At 41.7% G+C, this 24,410-nt stretch carries 16 protein-coding genes; 8 read left to right on the top strand and 8 right to left on the bottom strand.

What is annotated here, in order from left to right; translation table 11 throughout:
• Positions 1 to 17: 17 nt before the first annotated feature.
• Complete coding sequence (locus tag R2Q66_RS00290) at positions 18 to 2,627, bottom strand: family 20 glycosylhydrolase (RefSeq protein WP_316745767.1); 2,610 nt, start codon at positions 2,625 to 2,627, stop codon at positions 18 to 20.
• A 143-nt stretch (positions 2,628 to 2,770) separates the two neighbouring features.
• Between R2Q66_RS00290 and R2Q66_RS00285 the strand changes: the two genes are divergently transcribed.
• Both R2Q66_RS00285 and R2Q66_RS00280 read left to right on the top strand, forming a co-directional pair.
• A complete protein-coding gene (locus R2Q66_RS00285) occupies positions 2,771 to 5,173 on the top strand; it encodes a family 20 glycosylhydrolase (RefSeq protein WP_316745765.1) in 2,403 nt (800 codons plus the stop codon).
• A 13-nt stretch (positions 5,174 to 5,186) separates the two neighbouring features.
• Positions 5,187 to 6,500 carry a gluconate:H+ symporter gene (locus tag R2Q66_RS00280; RefSeq protein ID WP_316745763.1) on the top strand — a complete coding sequence of 438 codons (1,314 nt, stop codon included), beginning with the start codon at positions 5,187 to 5,189 and terminating at the stop codon, positions 6,498 to 6,500.
• Here the strand turns inward: R2Q66_RS00280 and R2Q66_RS00275 are convergent.
• Positions 6,465 to 7,202 carry a hypothetical protein gene (locus tag R2Q66_RS00275; protein WP_316745761.1) on the bottom strand — a complete coding sequence of 246 codons (738 nt, stop codon included), beginning with the start codon at positions 7,200 to 7,202 and terminating at the stop codon, positions 6,465 to 6,467. The two genes, R2Q66_RS00280 and R2Q66_RS00275, sit on opposite strands and share 36 nt — an antisense overlap.
• A 48-nt stretch (positions 7,203 to 7,250) precedes the next feature.
• On the bottom strand, positions 7,251 to 7,907 hold the full coding sequence (locus tag R2Q66_RS00270) for a hypothetical protein (protein ID WP_316745760.1): 657 nt from the start codon (positions 7,905 to 7,907) through the stop codon (positions 7,251 to 7,253).
• Positions 7,908 to 8,066: 159 nt separating this feature from the next.
• On the opposite strand from R2Q66_RS00270, the gene R2Q66_RS00265 reads away from it, so the two are divergent.
• From R2Q66_RS00265 to R2Q66_RS00240, 6 genes are all read left to right on the top strand, one after another.
• Entirely contained in the window at positions 8,067 to 8,633 is a 567-nt protein-coding gene (locus tag R2Q66_RS00265; RefSeq protein WP_316745758.1) for an RNA polymerase sigma-70 factor, read from the top strand.
• A gap of 96 nt (positions 8,634 to 8,729) precedes the next feature.
• The gene (locus tag R2Q66_RS00260; RefSeq protein ID WP_316745756.1) at positions 8,730 to 9,890 is read left to right on the top strand and encodes a FecR family protein; all 1,161 of its coding nucleotides are present in this window, start codon (positions 8,730 to 8,732) and stop codon (positions 9,888 to 9,890) included.
• A 104-nt stretch (positions 9,891 to 9,994) separates the two neighbouring features.
• Positions 9,995 to 13,507 (top strand): TonB-dependent receptor, encoded by a 3,513-nt coding sequence (locus tag R2Q66_RS00255; protein WP_316745755.1) that lies wholly within the window; start codon positions 9,995 to 9,997, stop codon positions 13,505 to 13,507.
• A 27-nt stretch (positions 13,508 to 13,534) separates the two neighbouring features.
• Positions 13,535 to 15,424, top strand: coding sequence for a RagB/SusD family nutrient uptake outer membrane protein (locus R2Q66_RS00250; protein ID WP_316745753.1), 1,890 nt, complete (start codon positions 13,535 to 13,537; stop codon positions 15,422 to 15,424).
• Between the two features lie 152 nt (positions 15,425 to 15,576).
• A complete protein-coding gene (locus R2Q66_RS00245) occupies positions 15,577 to 17,034 on the top strand; it encodes an aminoacyl-histidine dipeptidase (protein WP_316745751.1) in 1,458 nt (485 codons plus the stop codon).
• Positions 17,035 to 17,258: 224 nt separating this feature from the next.
• A complete protein-coding gene (locus tag R2Q66_RS00240) occupies positions 17,259 to 17,609 on the top strand; it encodes a hypothetical protein (RefSeq protein ID WP_316745747.1) in 351 nt (116 codons plus the stop codon).
• A 196-nt stretch (positions 17,610 to 17,805) separates the two neighbouring features.
• Here the strand turns inward: R2Q66_RS00240 and R2Q66_RS00235 are convergent, their stop codons facing one another.
• The 5 genes from R2Q66_RS00235 to R2Q66_RS00215 all read right to left on the bottom strand — a co-directional run bounded on the left by R2Q66_RS00235 (position 17,806) and on the right by R2Q66_RS00215 (position 24,372).
• The gene (locus R2Q66_RS00235; protein WP_316745745.1) at positions 17,806 to 18,885 is read right to left on the bottom strand and encodes an SO2930 family diheme c-type cytochrome; all 1,080 of its coding nucleotides are present in this window, start codon (positions 18,883 to 18,885) and stop codon (positions 17,806 to 17,808) included.
• A 2-nt stretch (positions 18,886 to 18,887) separates the two neighbouring features.
• Complete coding sequence (locus R2Q66_RS00230; protein WP_316745743.1) at positions 18,888 to 20,171, bottom strand: parallel beta-helix domain-containing protein; 1,284 nt, start codon at positions 20,169 to 20,171, stop codon at positions 18,888 to 18,890.
• A gap of 24 nt (positions 20,172 to 20,195) precedes the next feature.
• On the bottom strand, positions 20,196 to 22,949 hold the full coding sequence (locus R2Q66_RS00225; protein ID WP_316745741.1) for a TonB-dependent receptor: 2,754 nt from the start codon (positions 22,947 to 22,949) through the stop codon (positions 20,196 to 20,198).
• Between the two features lie 108 nt (positions 22,950 to 23,057).
• Complete coding sequence (locus R2Q66_RS00220) at positions 23,058 to 23,660, bottom strand: TetR/AcrR family transcriptional regulator (protein ID WP_316745739.1); 603 nt, start codon at positions 23,658 to 23,660, stop codon at positions 23,058 to 23,060.
• Between the two features lie 193 nt (positions 23,661 to 23,853).
• A complete protein-coding gene (locus tag R2Q66_RS00215; protein WP_316745737.1) occupies positions 23,854 to 24,372 on the bottom strand; it encodes an OmpA family protein in 519 nt (172 codons plus the stop codon).
• Positions 24,373 to 24,410: the final 38 nt, after the last annotated feature.

Here is a 24,410-nt window from a genome sequence, read left to right as displayed (position 1 = left end):
AACAAATAATTTTATGCCTATGGCAATTGCTTCGGGCTTGCTGTCCAGTTCTCGTTAGGCTGGATAGAACCGGATTTTCCGCCCCTTCCTTTGCTGTCGAATGTGCGGAACCTGATCAATCCTTTAGCCGGAATAGGTTTGGTATAAACGGGACTGTCTTTTGTAGGTTCCGTCTGATCTGTGGTATAGCGAATCGTTAGTCCCGGAAACTGTATATTCAGGTGTACCAGGCCATCTTTAACCACAGCACCAGGAGTAGGGAGTCTGTAGTTCAAATCCTCAAATGCGGCATCAATTCTAGGCAGTTCTTTTTTACCAACCACATTGACAAACTGAGACCAGGCACGGTTATACAACTGTTTTCTTTTGATAGAATCCGGCTCATTTGCCCAATCAGGGTCAGTAGCCCAGGCTCTTTCGGCCAATCCCAGCAGTTTAGGCATAATCATATATTCCAGATCTTTAGGACCTTTGATGGTTTCGCTCCATAACAGGCCTTGTAAACCAACGATATTTGCCTTTCCTTTAGCCGTTAAGCGTTCTTTGGAATCGTAAAATCCTTCTTTTAAGGTGTTTCCGAATTTGTCTTTATTGGAATTCAGGAAAGAATTGAAAGGGATAAAGTTGAAAGCTTTGTCGATATCAGCATATTCTCCCCAATAATAACCAGGTTCATCGAAAGACTTTTGGTAGGCCATGTCGAAATAGAAATTACTAACACCACCCAAAATCACCTTATAGCCAACATTAGCCAGGCGGTAAGCCAGATCTTCTGCACCCCATCCGATGATGTTATTCCATACATTGAGGTGGATGTTTTTATCGGCAAGACCAGGGTTTACGACATAAGATTTCTTTCCGGCGGTCACTACAGGCTGCATACCTACTTCTTCCCAGCCGGATAAATACAAATTCCTTTGTTTTAACATCTCGTATAACCGGGTGTAGAAATACGCCCATAAACCATTCACATCTTTCAGTTCGGGATGCGCTTTTACAAAAGCTAAGCTTGTTGGAGAGGCTTCCCATGCACCATCAGGAACCTCATCGCCACCAAAATGTATGGTTTGTAATGGGGCATCTGCCGCTTTATACATGGCGATGATCTCATCACTTACTTTTTCCATGAAATTATAGGCAGAAGGAAGTGCCGGATCAATCACATTGTCCTTCCAGTTTTGCACCGAACGGTAAGTAGAGCGGTCGTTCAGGTCTTGTAAAAGATATTCGGTAGCGGCTTTTGGGTCACCGGCTTTCATGAGTCTGTGGTAACGTGCTTCCATCGAACGGATGGCTGCCCTGGCGTGTCCAGGGGCTTCAATTTCTGTGATCACTCTGATGTGACGTGAATTGGCGTGTTTTAGAATCGCGATAAAATCAGCAGTACTATAATGACCAGTGCCATGTGGATTGTTCAGAAAGGGGCCAGAGCCAAAGGAAGGAATCAAATGATTGGCATTACTATCTACCGGATGTGCTCTTTTTGAACCCAGTTCAGTAAGCTCAGGTAAACCTTTAATTTCGAGTCTCCAACCCTCATCATCATTTAAATGGAAGTGTAAAACATTGAGTTTATACATGCCCATTAAGTCCAGCAATTTGATGATTTCTTCTTTTGTCTGGAAGTTTCTCGCTACATCAATCATCAATCCTCTGAAAGAGAAACGGGGATGATCCTCGATCAGCGCGTTCTGTACCTGGATATTGGCAACTTTTACGCCTCTTTTTTGAGGAGGAAACATACTGAATAAGGACTGAATCCCATAAAATATACCAGTAGGATCAGCAGCACTGATGGTCAGGTTGTTTTGGTCGATTTTCATCGCATAACCTTCTTTTGCCAAGGATTTATCCAGCTTTAACAGGATCAATTTTCCGGCAGGAAGTTTAGCATTTACTGCTTTCTTCGGACTCAATAATAGACCTAGTTTCTCTTTTAAAAAGCTGTTTTCTTTGCTGAATAAAGGATCTGATGATATTTTTACGGTTCCATCAAGAATAAAAGTACCGGATTTTTTCTCATAAGCAACCGGAGTAGGGAAGACTTTTTGAAGTTCCTTTTCCGGAAGATTAGCGATGCTTTTATTCTCTTCATAGATGAGTTGAGGCGTGATGGCAGGAACACGATCCTGTTTATTTCTGGCAAATTGTGCCGGACTGGTAGAAGGAATAGCCTTTACATTGGTGATAGGGATTGGTTTTTTCGGATCATTATCGTAGACCAGGTAAAAACCTTCAGGAGCATCCGTGAAATTTACCGCCCAGTCGCTGGAAGCAAATTCAATATTTACGGAAGCCCCGTTACTAATAGGAACGAATTTAGTAGTTGGGCGGAAATAATATAAATCACCATTCACATGAACGAGCTCTACTTCTCCGCTTACTGTTTTCGCGATAATCCTTCTTGCAAAATTGAAATATAACTTCCAGTTTTTGTTCGCTAAAGGAACCGGACCGTTATTTTGAACGTTCAGTACCGATAGGAACTGACCTGCACCAGCATGGCTGTTTTCTATTATCTGCCAATTAATTGCAATGTTTTTTGCATTTACGGCGTCTTTTTGAACTTGCGCAGTAGCGAAGAAAGCCAATAAAAGCATTGGCAATTGTAACAGTAGTCGTCTCATTTTTGTGCCTATTAATTAGCCTAATATAGAGTTTCCATCATTAATTTGCAAACAGAAGAACTTCTTGTGAATAAATTAATTGAGGAGCAGAAAGTTAATTATTTAATTGTTATGTTTGAAACGCGTGTTTTGTTGCAAAAAATATGCAAACCAAATGTACAGGTATGATTTTCGGAAACAAACGGAATGATCAGGGTAGCTATTTAAAGTCATGCTTTAAAATGACCCTGGTATTAGGATTACTTTTTTCAGGTACGGCGATATATGCCCAGGATTCTCTGTTTCAAGTGATTCCAGAACCGGTGTATGCTAAAAGTACCGGGCAGAAAATGATTATCCGCCCGGAAATGACCATGGAGTATCCGGAATCTTTGGCAGCTAATGCAGCCTTGATCAACGAAGCCATTCGCTCTTATACCGGTTACCTGCTCCCTTTAAAGCCCTTGTCCGAAAATGCGCTGGCATCGACCAACAAACTCGCAGAGAGCAACAAACCAGGAAAAAAACAGCGCAGTCCCCAACAGTTGATATTGTCGGTAGATTCTGTACAAGTTAAAATGAAAAGTGGTTACCAGCTTTCTATTCAGAAAGATCAGATTTTTATTATTGGTCATGATCCTGCCGGTGTGTTTTATGGCATACAATCGCTGATCCAGTTATTGTCCCGCTCTGAAAATAATGTTTTGTCTCTGCCTCAGGGAATAATCAGGGATTATCCGCGTTTTAACTATAGAGGTATGCACCTCGATGTGGGCAGACATCTCTATACGGTTGATTTCCTGAAAAAGTTTATCGACCTCCTCTCGCTGTATAAATTCAATGTTTTTCACTGGCACCTGACGGAAGATCAGGGCTGGCGGATAGAAATAAAAAAATATCCTAAGTTGCAATCTGTGGCTGCCTGGCGGTCGGGAACAATTATCGGCCATAAAAAAGAAACGCCACACACTTTTGACGGCCAGAAATATGGTGGATATTATACGCAGGAGCAGATCAAAGAAGTGGTGGCCTATGCGGGTTCTAAATATGTAAACGTATTGCCGGAGATTGAAATGCCGGGTCATGCATTGGCCGCGCTTACTGCTTATCCCGAGTTAGGCTGTACTGGCGGACCTTACCAGACTGCACAGTTCTGGGGAGTGTTTGATGATGTTTTTTGTGCCGGTAATGAACAGGTTTACCAATTTATGGAAGATGTGCTGGATGAGGTAATCAGTCTCTTTCCTTATGCTTATATCCACATTGGTGGCGATGAATGCCCGAAATTGAAATGGGAACATTGTCCGAAATGCCAGCAGCGCATTAAAACCGAAGGCCTTAAAGATGAGCATGAGCTCCAGGGTTATTTTATGAAGCGCATAGAACGCTACCTGGCCGGTAAAAATAAAAAAGCCATTGGCTGGGATGAGGTATTGGAAGGTGGGGTTTCTAAAAATACCACCATTATGAACTGGCGCGGAGAACAAAGCGGTATTGCTGCGGCAAAAGCCGGTTACGAGGTGATCATGACTCCCGAAAACCTGCTTTACCTGGATTATTACCAGAGTTTAAATAAAAACGAGCCGGTGGCTGCGGGTAATTATACGCCTTTATCAAAGGTGTATGCGTATGAACCGATCCCTGATGCCCTGACTGAGGAAGAAGCAGGATTTGTTAAAGGGATTCAGGCAGGGGTCTGGACAGAATACATGAGTGACGAGAAACACCTGGAATACATGGTTTTCCCGCGTGCATTGGCGGTATCAGAAATCGCCTGGTCGCAAAGAGGCCGGAAAAATTACCCCTGGTTTCTACAGAAATTACGTCAGCAGGAAGCCTTGCTTAAAAAGAAAAAGGTCAATTACTATCCTTATTTTGAGGAGATAACCGCTGAATGGAGCGATAAAAATGGAAAGACCCTGTCTTTAAAAAGTACTTTGCCCAATGCAGAGATTAGGTATACGATAGATGGGACGCTTCCGGGAGTAGGGAGCAAACTTTACCAGCAACCGATCTCTTCAGAATTAGCGCAATCTATGGAACTAAATGCGCAGTTATTTGTTGGAGGCCAGCCTAAGGGCAGGGTGTTTAATCAGAAATTCCAGCATCACCTTGGACTGGAAAAGGAAATAAAAATTGCAAATCCGGGCAGCGGGAAATATAATTTTCCGGCAAATCTGCTCTTGAATGGTTTTGAAGGGCATCACCGTTTCAATGACAGTCAATGGTTGGGCTTTAGTGAAAAGGATCTGGACGCGGTAGTAGATTTAGGAAAAGCAACAGCTGTTTCCGAAATTGGGATCAATATCCTCAATTACCATTGGCAAAGGATGTGGGCACCAAAACGAATACGTTTCCTTGTATCCATGGATGGCCTGACTTTTAAAGAAATTTATAGTCAGGAAAAATTCGATATTAATGGGATCAATAAAGTGCGGGCGCAGTTTCCAACACAGCAAGTGAGGTATGTGAAGGTCATAGGAGAAAATATAGGAATCATTCCGAAAGGAGCATATGGAGAAGGAGAAAAGGCCTGGCTGATGGCAGATGAAATTTTAATCAATTAAAATCCGTTTATTCATGACCATATTTATCGTTGTAGGTTGTATTTTATTACTTGTTTTACTCACTACCTGGGGGAAAGTGAACGCTTTCATTGCTTTTCTTTTAGTATCAATCCTAGCCGGATTATTATTGGGCATTCCCTTATCAGGCATTACTAAATCTTTGCAAAAAGGGGTAGGAGATATCCTTGGATCTCTGGTGATGGTGATCGTATTTGGTGCCATGCTGGGTAAACTGGTTGCCGCAAGTGGGGCTGCGCAAAAAATAGCCTCGGTTATGATGAAGATTTTTGGGCGTAAATACATCCAATGGGGATTAATGACCACAGGGTTTATCATCGGGATTCCCTTGTTTTATAATGTAGGTTTTGTATTGATGGTACCCCTGATATTTTCGGTGGTTTACAAGTATAAACTGCCTGCAGTGTATCTGGGGCTACCGATGCTGGCGGCTTTATCGGTAACACATGGCTTTTTACCGCCTCATCCTTCTCCGGCCGCATTGGTGCTACAGTTTCATGCCAATATGGGTATGACTATGCTTTACGGAATTCTACTGGCTATCCCTGCAATCGTAATTGCCGGACCTTTATACGCCAGGACTTTAAAAGGTATCGTCGCCATACCTTTAAAAACTTTTCAATCTGAAGACCTGCCGGAAGATCAGCTTCCTGGTGCCTGGAACAGTTTCATTTCCGCTTTATTACCGGTCATTGTCATGGCCATTACCACGGTATGTGTCTTGCTGTTTAAAGATTCACCAAGCCTCACAAGCTTTGCCGGATTTTTAGCAGAACCTTCTATCGTGATGTTGCTCACCCTTTGTGTAACCACCTTTACGCTGGGAATTAAAACGGGGAAAAAGATGAAAGAAGTGATGGGGATTTACGGGGATGCGGTAAAAGATATTGCCATGATTCTGTTGATTATAGCGGGTTCAGGCGCATTAAAACAAATCCTTTCAGATAGTGGAATGAGTCAGGAAATTGGAGACGTATTGGCTGGATTGTCTATAGAACCCTTGTTTTTGGGTTGGCTGATTGCTGCGGTGATCCGTGTTTGTCTGGGTTCAGCTACGGTGGCAGGCCTAACAGCGGCAGGGATTATTGCACCGCTCATGATCAACTCTAATGTAAACCCTGAATTGATGGTGTTATCCATTGGTGCCGGAAGTCTCATGTTTTCTCATGTCAATGACCCCGGGTTCTGGATGTTTAAGGAATATTTTAACCTGAGTATTAAAGAGACCATTCGCTCCTGGTCGGTCATGGAAACACTGGTCGCGGTAATTGGCTTAATTGGCGTGTTGATCCTGAACCAGATTATTTAAGGCAGATTGTGGTTCCTGTTTTTCCGGAATTTCCTGCAATTGGAAATATAAAATAAGCACTTTACTCAGCCAGGAGAAGAAGATCAGCAGGTAAGCGCAGAGTAATACGGCAATGAGGTAAAAAGTCCAGATGAAATCATTTGGAATGATAAAGAAAAATATCTCCAGCAGGAAGATTTGTAGCAGATACCTTACATAATGAATGGCATTGATGGCGGGGTTTTTCTCCCGGTTAGTCCAGTAGAAATAAGCAATATTGCAGAGGGTATAACCCAATGCTGCTGCGTACCAATATTTCAGATTGAGTGTTTCTAATGCGACAAATAGTTGGGAAAGACAAAATAAAGCCAATAGCTGCGGGAAATACTGCCATGGATTGGGTGCTTTCGACGACTGCTTTACCTGTTCCTGCATCACCCATTCCTGTAAAATCAGCAACAAGGTCAGGAGCAGAAACAGCAACCTGAAAAATGAGGCACTGGTTAGAGAATTGACTAACTCAGTATAAGAATTGACTAGTCTCAGATCGCCGGGGATGGCTAATGCCAATCTAAAAAAGCTCAGGGCGATTACAGTACCATACATTACCTGTATTAATACAGGTATTTTCTCTTTCCTCGTCCTCATGTAAGTGTGGTTGGTATTGATTTCTCCTTTAGCGGTATACAAAATTACATTAATTGCAAAATACTTCCAAATCAATTGGTTGCCAGGTAGTTTGTTGCCTAAGTTTTTGCCGGATATTATTTTCTAACCAGGCTCTACCGGACTACTCGCTGTAACCACAGGATTGCTGATTATGCTGACTTTTCTTTTTTTCAAAATATACTTCAAAAGAATGGCGGCCACGATCAGGAAGATGATCGCATTTAGATAACCCCAGAAAACGAGAAGCACCAAAATTCCGGTCGCATACGGAAACCATAAATACGTGTTTTTAATCAGTTCCCGGTAATGGTATATCGCTACCAGAATCAGACTACCAATCATCAGGAATAAATTAAGCCTTGTATTGAAATAGCGGGTTAAAATATCGAACCAGGCAGGCTGAATGGTCTTTTCTGACGTACTGATTCCATAAAACCGATCCGATCCTTTTTTCTTGTAAACGCTGATAAGGGTTCCGGATTTTAAGTCCTTTGCTGTCGGATGGGGTGCATACCACCACATCGGATAATCTTGTTGCAGCTGGCTTTCTTTTTCGCGCAACCTTATAGAAATAGTGTGGTTGTTTTGATAATAACCCATACCAATCTTTGCGGTATCAATTATTCCCGTTTCTTTTTCATAAAACAGGTCCGGTGCGGCGGCTTTAAAGAAGCCGAATAATAGGCAAAAGCCGAAAATGAGCATGAATATCAATCCCGGCCAGCTGGTCTTATAAAATAATATGGCTTGTTTATACATTTAATTATTTCCTTGTTAATGTACAAATAACACTATAGATTAGGACAAGTAACAGTTTTAAACTCAGAAAGTTCTATTTTAGGTAAAGATAGAAAGATTTGGATGGTATCGTAAAAATGTTACATTTGAATTAACCAAAGTAAACCAAACTAAACCAGCATGTCCAAACATTCATCCGACTTAAATAACCTGATTAGTCACATTGCCTTGTATGATAGTGAAATCGCCTACAAGCAGTTCTTCAAGTGTTTATTTCCGGTATTATACCGTTTCAGTTATTGTCTGTTGAAATCTAAAGAATTGTCGGAAGAAGTGGCTAGTGATGTCATGATTACGCTTTGGAAAAACAGAAAGACCTTAACGGAAGTAGAGAATGTAAAAGTTTATGCCCTGGTGATTGCACGCAACCTCTCTTTGAATGTACTCAACAAGCATTCGCGGCATGAAATCGTTTCTATTGATGATATTGAGGTTGAAGTGGTACTGGATTCTTTGAACCCGGAACAGTTGCTGATCAATGGCGAGCTTAAGAAAAGATTGGAACGGGCTACCCAATCCCTGCCTGATAAATGTAAAATGGTGTTCAAATTGATCAAAGAAGATGGGCTCAGCTATAAAGAAACGGCCACTCTTTTAAAGATTTCCGTCAAAACTGTTGACGCCCATTTGGTAACCGCATTAAAAAAACTGGCGGTTGTCTTACAGATGGAAACGTACCTCCTTTAATTTATTTTATTTTTTTTTGCGAATCGACTAGGGAGTTTTCTGAAAAATATTGTCCTATACCTACAACCAATATAAACTTCAGAACGAACCATCCTTATGGATAATAACAGAATCATAGAACTGTTGGCCCGGAAACAGGCCAATGAGGCTACGCCGCGTGAACTGGAAGAGTTACAGAAACTCCTGACTTCCTTTCCCGATGCGCAGTATTTTGACGAAGTTGTTGCTGAAATCTGGGCTCAACGCGAAGATATAGCAGGTATGGACGAGGGCGCATTAGATGCTTTTTACCTGGCTCATAAACTGAAATTCAAGGAAGAACTTGGATTTAAACCCCCGGTAATCAGAAGCGATGCCGCTGATCTTCCAAATGTATCTGCTAAAGAAAAGGCAGCCGCCGCCAATGACACATCCATCGTTCCGAAAATGGAACGGAATCTCAACTCCTGGATTAAAAACAACTATAGCCTTCTTGGTATTGCCTGTGGAGTTTTCATCATTGCCATGGCTTCCTTTTTTTACCTGAAAAATAATGCAAAGGAATTTGATACTCAGGTAGTCAATGGCAAAGGGACTCGTAAAAAGATTTTACTGCCTGATGGTACACTGGTATGGCTCAATGGGGAAAGCAGCCTTTCTTATGACAGTCAGCTCGATGATGAACAACAAAGACTGGTTTATCTGGAGGGAGAAGCCTTTTTCGATGTATCGCACCGCCGCAACAAACCCTTTATTGTACGTACCAGAGAGCTATCCGTAAAAGTATTGGGAACGGCTTTCAATGTAAAAGCCTATGCTAAAGAGGCTGGAACGGAGGCCACACTGCTGAGAGGTTCTATAGAATTGTGTATGAACAACCAGCCAGCAAAAAAGGTCATCCTGAAACCTTCAGAAAAGTTTGCTACGGCCACACAGCATAAAAACAACCTCAATAAAAAAGGAAATCAGCCGGAGAACGTTGCGCCAGACTTAATCGTGGAGCACATTGTACCTGTCCGCATCGCCGGATCAGAATATATAGAAGAAACTTCCTGGAAAGACAATATGCTGGTGTTTCAGAATGAATCCCTGCAAGACTTAAAACCTCGTTTAGAGCGCTGGTTTAATGTACATATTGAACTAGGTTCAACCATTCCTAAAGATTACCGCTTTACCGGAGTACTTAAAAATGAAAATATTAAAGAGGCCTTAACCGCCATGCAATTAATCAAACCATTTCACTTTAAACAAAAAGCAGATGACGTAATTATTTACTAACAAAAAAAGGGAGTAAATGCGCCAACATTTTCCCCCTTTCCCAACCTTCAAGCGGTAGTTAAAACTACCATTATCAGATTTTTAACTTTGAAATTGACAAATCTATGAAAAAAAAAGAACTGTGCAATAAAGTTCTATGTACCGGATTTTCCCGAAAAAAAATTCTATTGATGTTAAACTGGAGCTTTGTTTTGTCGTTCGTCTTGTGTTTGCAAGTTTCGGCATCTACTTATTCACAATATACTAAGGTCGATCTCGACCTGAAAAAGGTGAAGTTAAAGGATGCCTTGAGCATCCTCCAAAAGAAAGGTAATTTCAGACTGTTATACAGCGAAGCTGACCTTCCCCTTCATAAAAGTATTACCATGGTTAAAAGTGATATCCTCGTAGCCGATGCCTTGAGGATATTTTTAGAAGGTACAGGCTTGAAATTTCAAACGCTGGAAAATCAACTGGTAGTCATCCGTACACAAAATTCAGAAATGGCAGAAGTGATCGTTAAAGGAACGGTTTCTGATGCAAAAGGAGGGGGTGTTCCGGGGGTGAGTATCAAGCTTAAAGGCGGAGCAGCCGGTGCTACTACCGATGCAAACGGAAGATATAGCATTAAAGTTCCGGATAATGGAACACTTGTATTTAGCTATATGGGTTATGTAACTCAGGAAATTCCGGTAAATAACAGACCGGTCATCAATGTGACCATGTCTGAAAAAGCTGAAGACCTTTCAGAAGTTGTAGTTGTTGGTTATGGTACGCAAAAGAAAGCGACCGTATCTGGTGCAATTGCCTCTGTAAAAGGTTCTGAACTGGCAAAATCGCCAACAGCAAATCTTTCCAACTCCTTAGCGGGACGTATGCCGGGGGTAACCGCCATTCAATCTAGTGGTGAACCTGGATTTGACGGTTCTTCCATCCGTATTCGTGGGATCAACTCCTTAGGAAATAATGAAGCCCTGGTTGTAATTGACGGGGTGCCAAACCGGACTGGTGGATTAGAGCGACTAAACCCTAACGACATCGAAAGTGTTTCCGTTTTGAAGGATGCTTCTGCTGCCATTTATGGTTCCAGAGCTGCGAATGGGGTTATTCTTGTCACTACTAAACAAGGAAAATCGGGTAAACCACAGTTCTCCTACGACTATTCTTATGGTTTGCAACAACCAACACGGACACCAAAAATGTCTACTTCCCCTCAATATGCGGAGATTTTAAATGAGTTTAAGATCTCGGGTTCTGATTTACCGGTCGATCAATGGGGAGCTGCATGGCAAGCCCTGAAAAATACGGGTGTTTACAACAGAACTGATGGTAAACCTGCTATTAATGCGGCCTATCTTCCAGCTGAAATGCAGGCTTTCCGTGATGGATCTGATCCCTTACGCTACCCAAATACAGATTGGTTTGACACTACGCTTAAACAATGGTCGCCACAACAAAGACACAATGTACAGTTAACCGGAGGTGGAGAAAATATGAGATTCCTCGTTTCTATGGGCTACCTGGATCAGGATGGTTACTATAAGAAATCTGCTACCGGCTACAAACAATACGACATGAGGATTAACCTCGAAGCCAATCTGAATAAATATATCACCACCACATTGGGGATTACCGCAAGAGAGGAATTGAGAAATTTCCCTACCGTAGGTGCCGGAGATATCTTTAGAATGATCATGCGTGGGAAACCTACAGAGATTGAAGTCTGGCCAAATGGATTACCAGGGCCAGCAATTGAGTACGGTTATAACCCTTATGTGACCACAACCGATCAAACGGGCTATTTAAAAGATAAAAGAGATTATTTCCAGACTAATGGTAAGGTGGAGATCAGAATCCCGGGCATTGAAGGCTTGAAAGTAACAGGAATGGCAGCTATTGATAAATTTGCCGGTCGTGTAAAAAGATGGCAAACTCCATGGACGCTTTATTCCTGGGATAAACGTTCCTTCGAAGCTGATGGGGTAACACCAGTATTAGTTGGTACAGTAAGTTCTGAACGTTTAGATCCTAGTTTATCTGAAACGGCTGGCGGACAAACCGCTATCAATTTAACTTCGATGGTCAACTACGACAAGAAATTTGGTGAGCATAGTCTGGCTTTAATGGCAGGTGTGACCAGCGAAAAAGTCAATAATGATGGGTTTAATGCTTCGAGAAGGTATTTTATTTCTACTGCTTTAGAAGAATTACTGGCGGGTGGAGATCAGGAGCAGACTGTTGGAAATCCAACGGCTGAACCTAATAACCTTTACAAAAGAGCACGTTTAAGTTATTTTGGTCGTGTAGGTTACAACTATAAGGAAAAGTATCTGGCAGAATTTCTTTGGAGAGTAGATGGTTCTTACATCTTCCCACCGGAAAAACGTTTCGGATTCTTCCCTGGGGTATCTGTAGGCTGGCGTATGTCTGAAGAGTCTTTCTTCAAAGATAATGTGAGCTTTGTAAACAACTTGAAATTTAGAGCTTCATGGGGACAAATGGGTGCAGAAGCTTATATTAATTCCGCATTGGCAGAATATCAATACCTGAGTACAGCTGGCTTTTCAAATTATGTGATCAACGACAAGTTTACCCAGACTATATATGAGGCAAGCGTACCCAATCCTAACTTTACCTGGGAAGTGGCAAATAACCTGAATGTTGGTTTAGATGCTTCCTTCCTGGATAATAAGCTGGCCTTCGAATTTGATTATTTCTATAACAAAAGAACCAAAATTCTGATCAACAAAAGTAATTCGGTACCTGAAAGTTCAGGAATCTCTGAGAAATTGCCACCGGTAAATCTGGGGAAAGTAGACAACAGAGGTTTTGAATTTAAGTTGAGCTATAATGACCAGGTTGGTGAATTTGGATATGGTGTAAGTGTAAACGGAGGATATGCGAAAAACAAAATCGTGTATTGGGATGAAACTCCGGGAGCTCCCGAATGGCAACGTTCTACCGGACGCCCAACCGGAACTCAACTGGCCTATAAATACGCTGGTGTGTTTAGAGATCAGGCAGAAATTAATGCCAATAAAATCAGCTATAGCGACATTACCCAGGCCTTATTGCCAGGCGACATGAAATTCGAAGATGTCAATGGTGATGGTGTCATCAATGCAGACGATAAGGTGAGGCTAGACCAAACCAATGTTCCAACCTTTACCGGTGGATTAAACTTAAACCTGCAATATAAAAACTTCGACCTTTCGGTGCTGATACAAGGTGCTACTGGTGGTGTTCAGATTGTAGGCTTAACGGAGTCTGGTGAAATTGGAAACTTCCTGGAATGGTCTTATAAAAACCGCTGGACGATTGACAATCCAAGTTCTGAATTCCCACGTTTATCCGACCGTGGAAAGACTTATTATACCGATACCAACAAAGCAGCCAATAATACCTACTGGATTCGCAGTAACAATTATATCCGCCTGAAAAACGTGGAATTAGGTTACTCTTTGACAGAGCAAACCACTAAAAAGCTAGGCCTAATCGGCTTAAGGTTTTACGTAAGCGGATTGAACCTGGCTACCCTGGATAAGATTAAAATCTGGGATCCGGAATCTACCAATTCCAGCTCACAATATTACCCACAGGCAAGGGTAATCAGTGCCGGTGTTAAAGTTACTTTTTAATGGATCAGGACCAAAAAATATAGAACGATGAAATCAACAATCAGAAATAAATATATACTCACAGTTGCAGTAATGGCAATCCTGGCATCAGGTTGCAAGAAGGATTTCCTGACGGTAGATCCACCAGATAAGATTGATTCTGAACTGATATGGAAAGATGGTGCTTTAGCTCAGGCTTTCGTAACCGATATTTACAGTGGCTTAAATGACGGTGGTTTTTCAGAGCAAATGCTCTCTTCAGTGTCTGATGAGTCTATGTTTACCCACCCAACAAGGGGGATTGACCTGGTCAATTCCAGTACCATTAACCCATCCACACTAGGTTGGGTAGACGATACCTGGAAGTATGTGAAAATGTACAACCGAATCCGTTCCTGTAACATGACTATCGAAAGATTAGGCGCCGCAGATAACGGGATCACTGATAAAGCTTTAAAAGACAGGTTGCTGGGAGAAGCACATTTTATGCGTGCCTATTTCTATCATCAGCTGCTAAGATATTATGGCGGTGTTCCTTTGATTACCAAAGTGTATGTACTTACAGATGATTTTAATGTGAAAAGAGCATCTTATAAAGAATGTACTGACTTTATCATCAAAGATTGTGATGACGCACAGCGATTATTAGGTACTACACTGATGGATAAAGGAAGAAGTAGCGCATTGGCTGCTTTAGCCTTGAAATCAAGGGTATTACTCTATGCGGCCAGTGATTTACACACCACAGTAGGACTTCAGTCCCTGCAGATAAGTGGTGGACAACCGCTGACTCCAGCGATATTGCCATTATTGGCTTATGAGGATGATGCCAACCAATCTCAACGATGGCTACTGGCTCAGAATGCGGCAAAAGCAGTAATGGATGCCGGACATGGCTACAAATTAGATCTTGTTGCTCCGGCAACCGCTGCACAGGGTCGTATCAATTATAAAAGTCTTGCCATGGGCGGAGGTAGTAAAGCACTAAATATGGATGCTGCTGCGGCCTCAGAGTTAATTCTGGCAAGGTATTTTGTAGACCGTAGTGACATGCGTTTAGGCAGAGCAAATGGCCCGAATGGTTACCGTAACTGGGCCGGAAATACGCCAATCGGCCTGTTGGTAGATGATTATGAAATGACCGATGGTTCAAAGTTCAGCTGGTCAAACTCTGCTCAAAAAGCGAATCCTTATGTGAATCGTGATCCACGCTTTTATGCAACAGTCTTGTATGATGGCGCTGATTGGAAACCAAGGAATAAAATATCCGGTGATGTTGATCCTGCAAGCCAGATTCAAACCGGTGAGTATGACCTGATCGTGGATGGTAAGACAATCACCGCTAAAGGTTTGGATACGCGTTCCGGTCCTATTGAAAGCTGGAATGGTAGCTGGACGGGTTATTACTTCCATAAATTCACAGACCCTGATCCGAATATTATCGATGCCAATATGCCTCAGTTTATCCCATGGCCTTTCTTTAGATATACCGAAGCCGTGATGAACTATATTGAAGCAAGTATCGAACTGAATCAATTGGGGATTGCCACACAATGGTTAAACAAAATCCGTTTCAGATCGGGAATGCCTGCAGTAACGGCAACAGATAAAGATGGGTTAAAAGCAGTTTACCGTCATGAGCGTAGAATTGAAATGGTGTACGAAGAACAACGTTACCATGATGCGCGTCGCTGGTTGATCGGTAAAGCTACCCTGGGTAGAAAAACTGATTACATCAAGGTAAAAGGTACCTTTAAACCAGGTAAGACCCTGGCTGGTAAGTACAAATATGATCCTACAATTTATGATTATACCTACACGCCAACGATAGAGACGGCGCAGGAAAATCGCATCTGGCTGGATAAAATCTATTTCAGACCTTTCAGTAGAGATGAAATGAATAAGAACACCTCCCTGGTACAAAATCCAGGCTATTAATCGTAAACAAACTTTGTTTAATATCTGAAGGCTGTGCCGGTTGTTTCCAACAACCGGTACGGTCTTTTTTTATGCCCTGTCTTTTCATTGGGATCTTTGCAGGATTATTGGGCTGGTTTTTCTAGCTTTGCCTCAAATAACAAAGAGATTTAATGGAAGTCAAAAATTTAGAACCTCAGGAACTTTGGAGTAATTTTGCTGCTTTGAATGCAGTGCCCCGCGCTTCAAAAAAAGAAGAACGTGTGATTGAATTCATGGTTCAGTATGGCCACAGCTTAGGGCTGGAGACCATTCAGGACAAAACAGGTAATGTGGTGATCAAGAAACCGGCTACTCCAGGTATGGAGAACAGACAAACGGTGATCATGCAATCACACCTGGACATGGTTCACCAGAAAAATGGCGACCGCAACTTTGATTTTGCTACTCAGGGTATCGAAATGTTTGTGGATGGCGATTGGGTACGTGCTAATGGAACAACTTTAGGTGCCGATAATGGGATTGGCGTAGCAACGATCATGGCGATCCTTGGCTCTTCAACCATTGTTCATCCGGCAATTGAAGCGATGTTTACCATCGATGAAGAAACCGGCATGACGGGCGCTAAAGAATTAGATCCTTCGAACTTTACAGGAACCATTTTATTGAACCTGGATACCGAAGAAGACGATGAGTTAACAATCGGCTGTGCAGGTGGTATCGACACCAACAGCATTTATAATTATAAACAAATCCCGGTAGCTAAAGATCATCTGGCTTACCAGATCACGATCAAAGGATTATTAGGCGGCCACTCCGGAATGGATATCCATAAAGGTAGAGGAAACGCAAATAAACTGATGAACCGTATCTTCAATACAGCCCTTAAAGCCGCAGACGTACAATTGTGTACCGTTGATGGAGGTAGTTTAAGAAACGCAATTCCACGCGAGTCTAAATCGGTTGTCGCAGTTCCTGCAGCACAAAAAGAAATCTTCCTGGCTTGTATCGCTGATTTTTCTGCGGTATTAACAGAAGAATATAAAAGTATTGAAACGGCAATGAACATCAGCATCGAAGAAACTGAGCTTCCGGAACATGGGATGGCTAAACAGGATTTCGTAAAAATCGTGAATGCGGTTTATGCCTTGCCAAATGGCGTGTTCAGAATGAGCCCTGACATTAAAGACCTGGTAGAAGCCTCTTCTAACCTGGCCAGAGTGATCATCAAAGGCGGTGAATTTATCACACAATCGCTGCAACGCAGTAGTGTGGAAAGTACCAAAGATGATGTCGCTTTTGCAGTAGGAGCAGCCCTGGAAAACATGGACTGTGATGTTTCCCGTAGCGGAGATTATCCGGGATGGAAACCAAATGCAGACTCCGATATTTTAAGGTTAATGACCAAATTATATCAGACTACTTTTAACGCTGAACCAAATGTAAATGCTTGTCATGCCGGGTTAGAATGTGGTATTTTAGGTGCCCATCTTCCAGGTATGGATATGATTTCTTTTGGACCAACCATTCATGGCGCTCACTCACCAGATGAGTGTGTGAAAATCTCTTCAGTACAGAAGTTCTGGGGATATTTGCTACAGGTTCTTCAGGAGATTCCCTTAAAGAAATAAATCATTATAACTGATGTTGTAAAACTCCCTGCTTTCCTTAAAAAGGATTCAGGGAGTTTTTTTATATCCCTGATTAAAGCGTATTTTACTGGCTGAGACAGAGCCTTTAGCGCTAAAAAGAAATCGTACGTTAAGAATGGTAATTATTGCATTGTTTAGCATATTTGCATAGGTCCGGGAATACAAAAACAGGAATGAAAAATCAGTAATTAATCACCATTAGAATGGAAGAGTTGAATTTTAAATATTTTGATGAAATCAACGAATATTACTTCAATCAGCTAACGAATGAGGATAAAACCCTGTTTGAAGCCAAATTGATTCTAGACACTGATTTAAAACGGGAGTATGCTGTATTTCTTGCGATGATTTCTACGATGAAGGAAGAGAATGAATCAGCGCTGATGCGGGCTTTTGCCGATGCCGATCCTATTCTTGATCAACCCTTATTGAGTAAACCAGCAAAAAATAAAAAAATAATCTTTTTAATTGCAGCAACGATAGTTGTACTCTGTATGGTGATGCTATTCTGGTGGAAGCAGGCTATGGCTATTTTAGAAACGATCTTCAAATAAGTAACTGCTTTTCTTACCCGTATCTTTTTACCAAAAAACTCCCCTTACATATAAATAAACCAAGATTATTTAATCGATTGGTAATTTTCCCTTAACATGGAAAAGGCCATATTTGTATCATTAAATATTTGGTTAGTATTTAAAGTTTAGGTTTAGTTGAAACAAAAGCCCCGATGGATGTCGGGGCTTTTGTTCTTTACTTACTTTTTGGTAAACTGTTGATCCAGTCCCTGATTAAACTGACTCCTTCTTTATGGGTTAAGGTACGTGCAAGCTCCGGCATGGCCGTTCCTGCCTCTGTACTATTCATTCGGTAATAGAGAATTGACTGCGCTGCATTTCCTGGAATAATATCATAATCCAGGCCACCAGCACCACCACCAGCAGAAACCGGTGCTTTTTTAAAGCCGAGATGATCCGGGTTCTTTTCGGTATAATCCAGAAATAGTCCGGTATTGTAAGCATCACCACCTTTAGTATGACAATGCGCACAGTTAATGTCCAGATAAGCCCTTGCCCTTTGGTCCAGGGTAAAGTTTTTGGTATCCGTCCATACCGGCAACTGATGTACTTTACTTAGCGCTGGTAAGCCGGTTAACTGCCCATGTGCTGCCCAACTGCTCAACTGGTTTTCCTTTTGCCCCGGAACTGTGAAGTTCAGATTTCTGGCTTTCGGACCAATCGGTGTTAAAACGCCATCCTTAATGTGACAACGTTTACAATCGTTAGTATTTGGGACCTGATAATTAGTGAAATACTCTTTTCCCTGATCATCTAATAAAGTAATAGGAACCTTAGTTCCGATAATGTGTTTCTTTGCTTCTGTCTGCTCTTTATTCCACAAATAATTCATCACCTTCCAGTTTTTATCCTTCGGATCTTTAACGAGCAGGCGTGTTTCAATCATGACCTTTTGATGCGCGACATTGGTATAAGCGAAGTTTTTAACGATAATGGTCGAATCAGGAAAATCCAGTGCGCCATCTTCCGTATACTTGATTTTAGTACCCTTTGGCAAGACGATAAAACGGTCTTTAACCGCGTAATCGGTAAACAGGGGCGTAGTCAGGTCATAATGAATGATCCCGGAATCCGGCTGTAGCGATGCCAGCTTACCTTTAAAAAAGCCATAATCAGACAACTTATCTTTAAACTGAAATTCTGTTGATGCTGCGGGAGTCGTAGTCGTTGTTTTGTTCTTGCATCCCTGCTCCGTCAGTACCGATAAAGCGATACCGAACAGAATCAGGGAGCCAAAAATATAGGTCTTTCGCATTATTATTTACATTGGAATGGGCTGATATTTGTATTCGGTTTCCATTTCGCAGGATTGGCAATATTCAGGAAATCTGCATTTACAAAAACATTGTCGCCAGGCTGTTTGATACAGATAGAATCTGGATTAAGCGCTGTTCCCTGAGTCAGGATATTACTGGTAATACCATCATACATGATCAAAGGAATCCTTTTGTTTTTACGCGCAGGATCAAGCTGATTCAGTTTCGCCTCTGTAGCGACCAACAGCTGACCGATGCGATGCTCATAAGCGGGTTTCGGAAATTCCGGTCCCATGCTGATCGTATTGTCGTGGATATTGATATTTTTAGGAATAGGAGAGTAGTTCGCATTGATCTTTTCTCCGGCTTTCTCATCCACTGCAAAACCCGAGGCAATGGTAATAGAAGAGGTATTATTATTGGTAATCTTGTTGTTGTAAATTTCAATATCCGAAGCCGCCAGAATAATAATCCCGCTACCCGGAGAAGCGTTTCCTACACCCCAGGTGGTTCCAAAACTTCCCGCCTTGGCGAAATTTCTGAAATTATTGTCATGGATATTGTTGTTATATACCTTCACGTGACCACCTCTTTTCGAAAGATCCGGTAAATCAAAGATTAAGAAACCAGCCGTGTTATTGTAAAACTCATTGTCATAAACCAAGGCATTGGAAGTGTTTTCAATCTCACAACCGGCCACATTTTTCGCTGCTTTACAATTTCTAACGATGGCACTATCCGTCTGACCTACATAAATCCCTGCATCAGAAGAACCTTCGGTATAGCAGTTTTCGATCAGTACGTTTTTACACATTACAGGGTAAATCGCATACCCGCCACTGGTAGAATCAGCCTTGCTCCATACCGCATGAAGATTCGTCACCGTCACATGGCTACTTTTATTAATTTTCAAAAGATCGCCTTTAGAATCTTTAATCGTCATCGCATCAATGGTGAAACCTTTCACATCGGTTACGCGAATTCCTTCACCTCCCTGACTCTGACTAGAAAAATCAAGGATAGTCTTATCATGGCCTTCCCCCTGAATTAAAATATGGTTAACCTGGGCAATACTCAGGTTGTCGAACTTGTAATTTCCGGCTTTCAGCATAATGCTGGTGCTGTCTTTCAGCGATAAAAAGGCCTCTTCGATTTTAGCTTCCTCGCCGGGATTAAAGCTGAGGACGGTTTTGTACTGGTTCTGCGGGCCTGTTTTCTGAGTACAGGAACTCCATACTCCTGTTGCCAGGAGTAAGAGGAATACCGCGCGGATGGATTGTTTCATATTTGGTTTTTTGTGTTTAGGCGATTAAAAAATATTGTAAGCATAGGTCACATAATAAACGGCTCCGATATTTGGATTTGCAATACCGGTAGAGTAATATTTATTAGTGATATTGGTTGCCCCTAATCTGATACCAGAGCGGGCTTTGATCAATTTATAACTAACCTGAGCATCGATTACTGCTGAACTAGGTACATTACCTGTTGCCAGACCACCGGAAACTACATATAGGTAACCTGGTTTATAGCGCAGACTGGTGTTGAACGACCATACTTGTCTTTTTCCAAAACCACTGTTGCCAAATTCCAGGTTCACATGGTAACTTGGGGTATTGAAATTGTTCACCTGGCTGTTGTTTTTGTTTTTAAGGTGATCGGAGAAATAATTCACTTTCGTCATGAAATTATAGCCAAGATCCACACTTAAGCTGGCCGCATAACCATAGGTATTTACGGTCTGTCCGCCATTAAAAGCAATATTGTATTGCGTATAAGTGCTGTGGTCTTTGAAAGCATTCGGATCATCAGTACCAGGTGTATTGGCCACATTGGCATAGCCGATAAAATTCTTCCAGGTAGAGAAATAACCCAATACATCAAAAATCACCCTTTTACCAATCAGTGCGGCATAGCCCAGCTCAAAAGCGTTCACCGATTGTGGTTTAATGTCGTTGTATTCGAAGCGCTCCAAAACTCCCGGATCTCCGCTTTGCTGATATTTTTCTACACTTTCCAGGGTATAAGGAGGATATTTATCGAACTCATATTTACCGTTCAATAAGAGCGAAGAACCGCCGGAAGAATAGCTGTTAAGGCCATTCATCGTGCTTTGCAAAGCCTGAATATTGGAAGGGAAACTGTAGGCATTCTGGTAAGAGAAGCGGATAAAGTGTTCTTTGGCAACCTCATAAACCATCGAAGCTCTCGATGTTATTTTCGGATCAGAGAACAACGTGTTTTTGTCGAAACGGAAGGAAGTACTTAAGCTCAGTTTATCATCCAGTACTCTTTTTGCCAGTTGTACATAAGCACTATATTCTTTAACATTAATCGGCTTATTTTTATCAGGGAAAAGTGTGTTTTTACTGTTTAAACTGTATAATCTCCAGTTTACTCCTGCAATCACACTCATAAATTTGATCTCTTCCGCAAAATTGTATTGTGCTTCTGCATTATACAGCTTACTACGGTCTAAAAACAACGTGCCACCATCAGGGATTGGAGTACTACTGATGCTATCTCTCAGGTGATTAAAACGCGGAGAACCCAGCACCGGACGGCCCTGATCGGCAAAACCACGGGCAGCAAGATTGGCGTCCTGCAAAGAAGCGCCACCCGCAAGTGCAGTAAGTAGTCCCGTCGTATATTCCGGGTACCAGCCACCAACATTACCATCATAACTAGGCTTCCAGGCTTCATTCATCAACTGTGCAGTAGGGCCGGCGATAACGGTATTACCCGAGTTTTCGGAAGTCGTATACGCACGTATAAACCAGTTGTCGCTTTTTACTTCTGCACGATACTGACCTACTTTAAAGTTTTTCAATTGATATCTCGTATCATTGGTATACACGATATTTCCTGTACCATAAGTACCGGATAGGATACCCTCTACTTTTGAATTGAATTTATACCTTAATTCTGCATTGGCTTTAAAAAGCTTGGCTTTATTGTCCAGGAATCCATATTCCGGATAACCTGTTCTGGCCACATAGTTTTCTTTGCTCAGCAAAGGCTCGATTAAAGGGGCAAGATCAGGGTTTCCTGCCAATGCAGCCTGTAAAAATGGATTGATATTTACGGAAGTTGCACTCCCATACATATTGACGCCATTGTAATTTGGATCAGTTTCCGCATTGCCCGGGCCGTTTTTATTGTCCATATTATTGGCTACCCAGTCTTTTGCCTGCGTATATTGCATATTCACCTTAAAGGCGAACTTTTCATTTACTTTCTTTGCATAGCGAACTGCCCAGTCGTAATAAGGAGAAGCCGGAACAGGATCATTGTTGTTCTTACCGTTTACATGGTTTACACCCTGGGTAACGAGTACACTTAAACCCTGGTATTTAAAAGGATTTTTACCCGTCATGACCATGGTGCCATTCAGTCCACGGGAGCCGTAAAGCGCAGAAGAAGCACCGGAAAGCACCTCTATATTGTCTACATCCAGTTGTGTTAAACTAATGGCAGAACCTAATGGAAAATTCAGACCAGGGGCCTGATTGTCCATTCCATCCACAATTTGCGTGAAATTCGTATTACCACTCGTGTTAAATCCACGGGTAGAGATACTGGTAAAACCGATACTGGATACGGTAACATCCACACCTTTCAGTCCCTGAATCATATCCATATAATTCAGCTGCGGGGAATTGACAATGTCTTTACTGGAGATTTGCTCAATGGTGACGGGGGAAGCCAGCTTCTTTTGTACCGTCCTGCTGGCAGACACCACGACCTCCTGGCCCAACATAGAGGCGGGTTCGAGATTGACATCCAAAGGCTCCGAAAAACTAGTAACGGCCACTTCTTTGGGTTCAAAACCAATGGAGGAAATGAGTAGGGTAAGGGGGAGTTTTTTAGAAGTTTTCAATTGAAATCTTCCACGGTCGTCGGTATAAGTACCTTCATTGCCGTTTTTGATGCGTACAGAAACCGCATACGCAGCTTCCTTTGTCACATTGTTTTTAACGCTTCCCTTGATCAGGTTTTGTGCCCTGACGGAATCGGGCATAAAAAAGTAAAGCATCAGGCTGAGTAACATGATCTTGTTCATATTTGGTTGGTTTGGTTGTCTTAAAAAACTTCAACGTAATGCGGTGCAAGCACCCATACTCCAATAGAACTACTCATGTTAATCAGCGCTAATCTTGATGAACCTGTTCTATCTTTTTATCCCTTTAAATATCAGCGAAACCAGAAACTTAATGTCCTGAAGACTCTGTGTATAATCAATTTCTGTCTCTCCTTTTAAAATCGCCTGTTGCTCCACACTGTGTTTCAAGGCATCTGTGAGGTTAATCAATACGGAAGCTGTGTTTTCCAAATCCGTCATATACACTTCTCCATCTTCGACGGCCTTTCCCAGCAACTGCGTTACAAATACTTTTTCCCTTTTCATCAGGGCATTGTACAACTCAAAGAATCGCGGTAAGATCTTGTTCAGCGTATCCACAGATACACGATTCATATTCAATACGTTCTTATAGTAGTTAAACCTCGATTCCAGATAAAAAGCAATCCGGTTTTCTATCCCTTCTTTAAGCAAGGTGGCCTCCTGCAAAGAGTTGATAAAATCTTCTCCTTCTTTGAGTGCCACTTCAATGAAAATATCTTCTTTATTCTTATAATAATAATATAGCGATGCTTTATTAAGTCCAACTGCCTGAGCAATATCATCAAGCGTAGTTTTATCTAATCCGAATTTTGCAAAGCATTGCATGGCTGATCTTCCGATCTTTTGTTTTACCAGTTCTTTTTTACTCATGTTCCTTACCTTAAAACTATAAACATATTTTCAATAATCCAAATGTTTTAACAAAACGTTTGAAAATTGAAAAATACCGTGTTCAAAGGTGTAAACTTAAAGTATTCAGGGGAATAAGAATGGGGTTTTCGGAGGGAAATAAGGAGCCGGAGGAGAATCCCCCGGCATTATGGTGTGGAAATCCGGTTGGATCTTATGGTTTTAACAAGATAATTTCTACCCTGCGGTTCTTTAATCTTCCTTCGGGAGTTTTGTTATCGGCAACAGGTTTGGTATCCCCAAGACCGGCAGTTTTGATTTTGTTGGCTGGAATTCCCTGACTAACCAAAAAGTTTTTCACGGATACGGCGCGTTTTTCTGACAACCATTTGTTGTAGGTGGCGGTTCCTGTTTTGTCAGAATGTCCTTCAACCAGGATGTTATTCGCCTGCTCATCTTTGATCACATTGGTAACCGCAGTAATTCTCTTTTTCGCAGCTTCACTTAAGTAAGAAGAATTGGTTGGGAATAAAACTTCAGAGCTAAAAGTAAATTTGATGCCATCATCGGTACGTTCAATCTGATCGTCCGGTAAATCTTTTTTCATTTTATCCAGTGCGGCATCTTTATTTTGTGCAACCGGAGCTGGAGTAGTTACGATGTTCTTTTTTGTCTTACAAGAAAGGGTAACGGTAAGCAATAATGCTAAAATGAGGTTTGTTTTGTGTGTCATTAAGAAAAAAATTAACCGTAAATATAGCCATTAATCAG

The sequence above is a fragment of the Pedobacter gandavensis genome (assembly GCF_032677645.1).
Classification (GTDB): domain Bacteria; phylum Bacteroidota; class Bacteroidia; order Sphingobacteriales; family Sphingobacteriaceae; genus Pedobacter; species Pedobacter gandavensis_A.
This window is presented reverse-complemented; position numbering and strand designations above follow the sequence as displayed.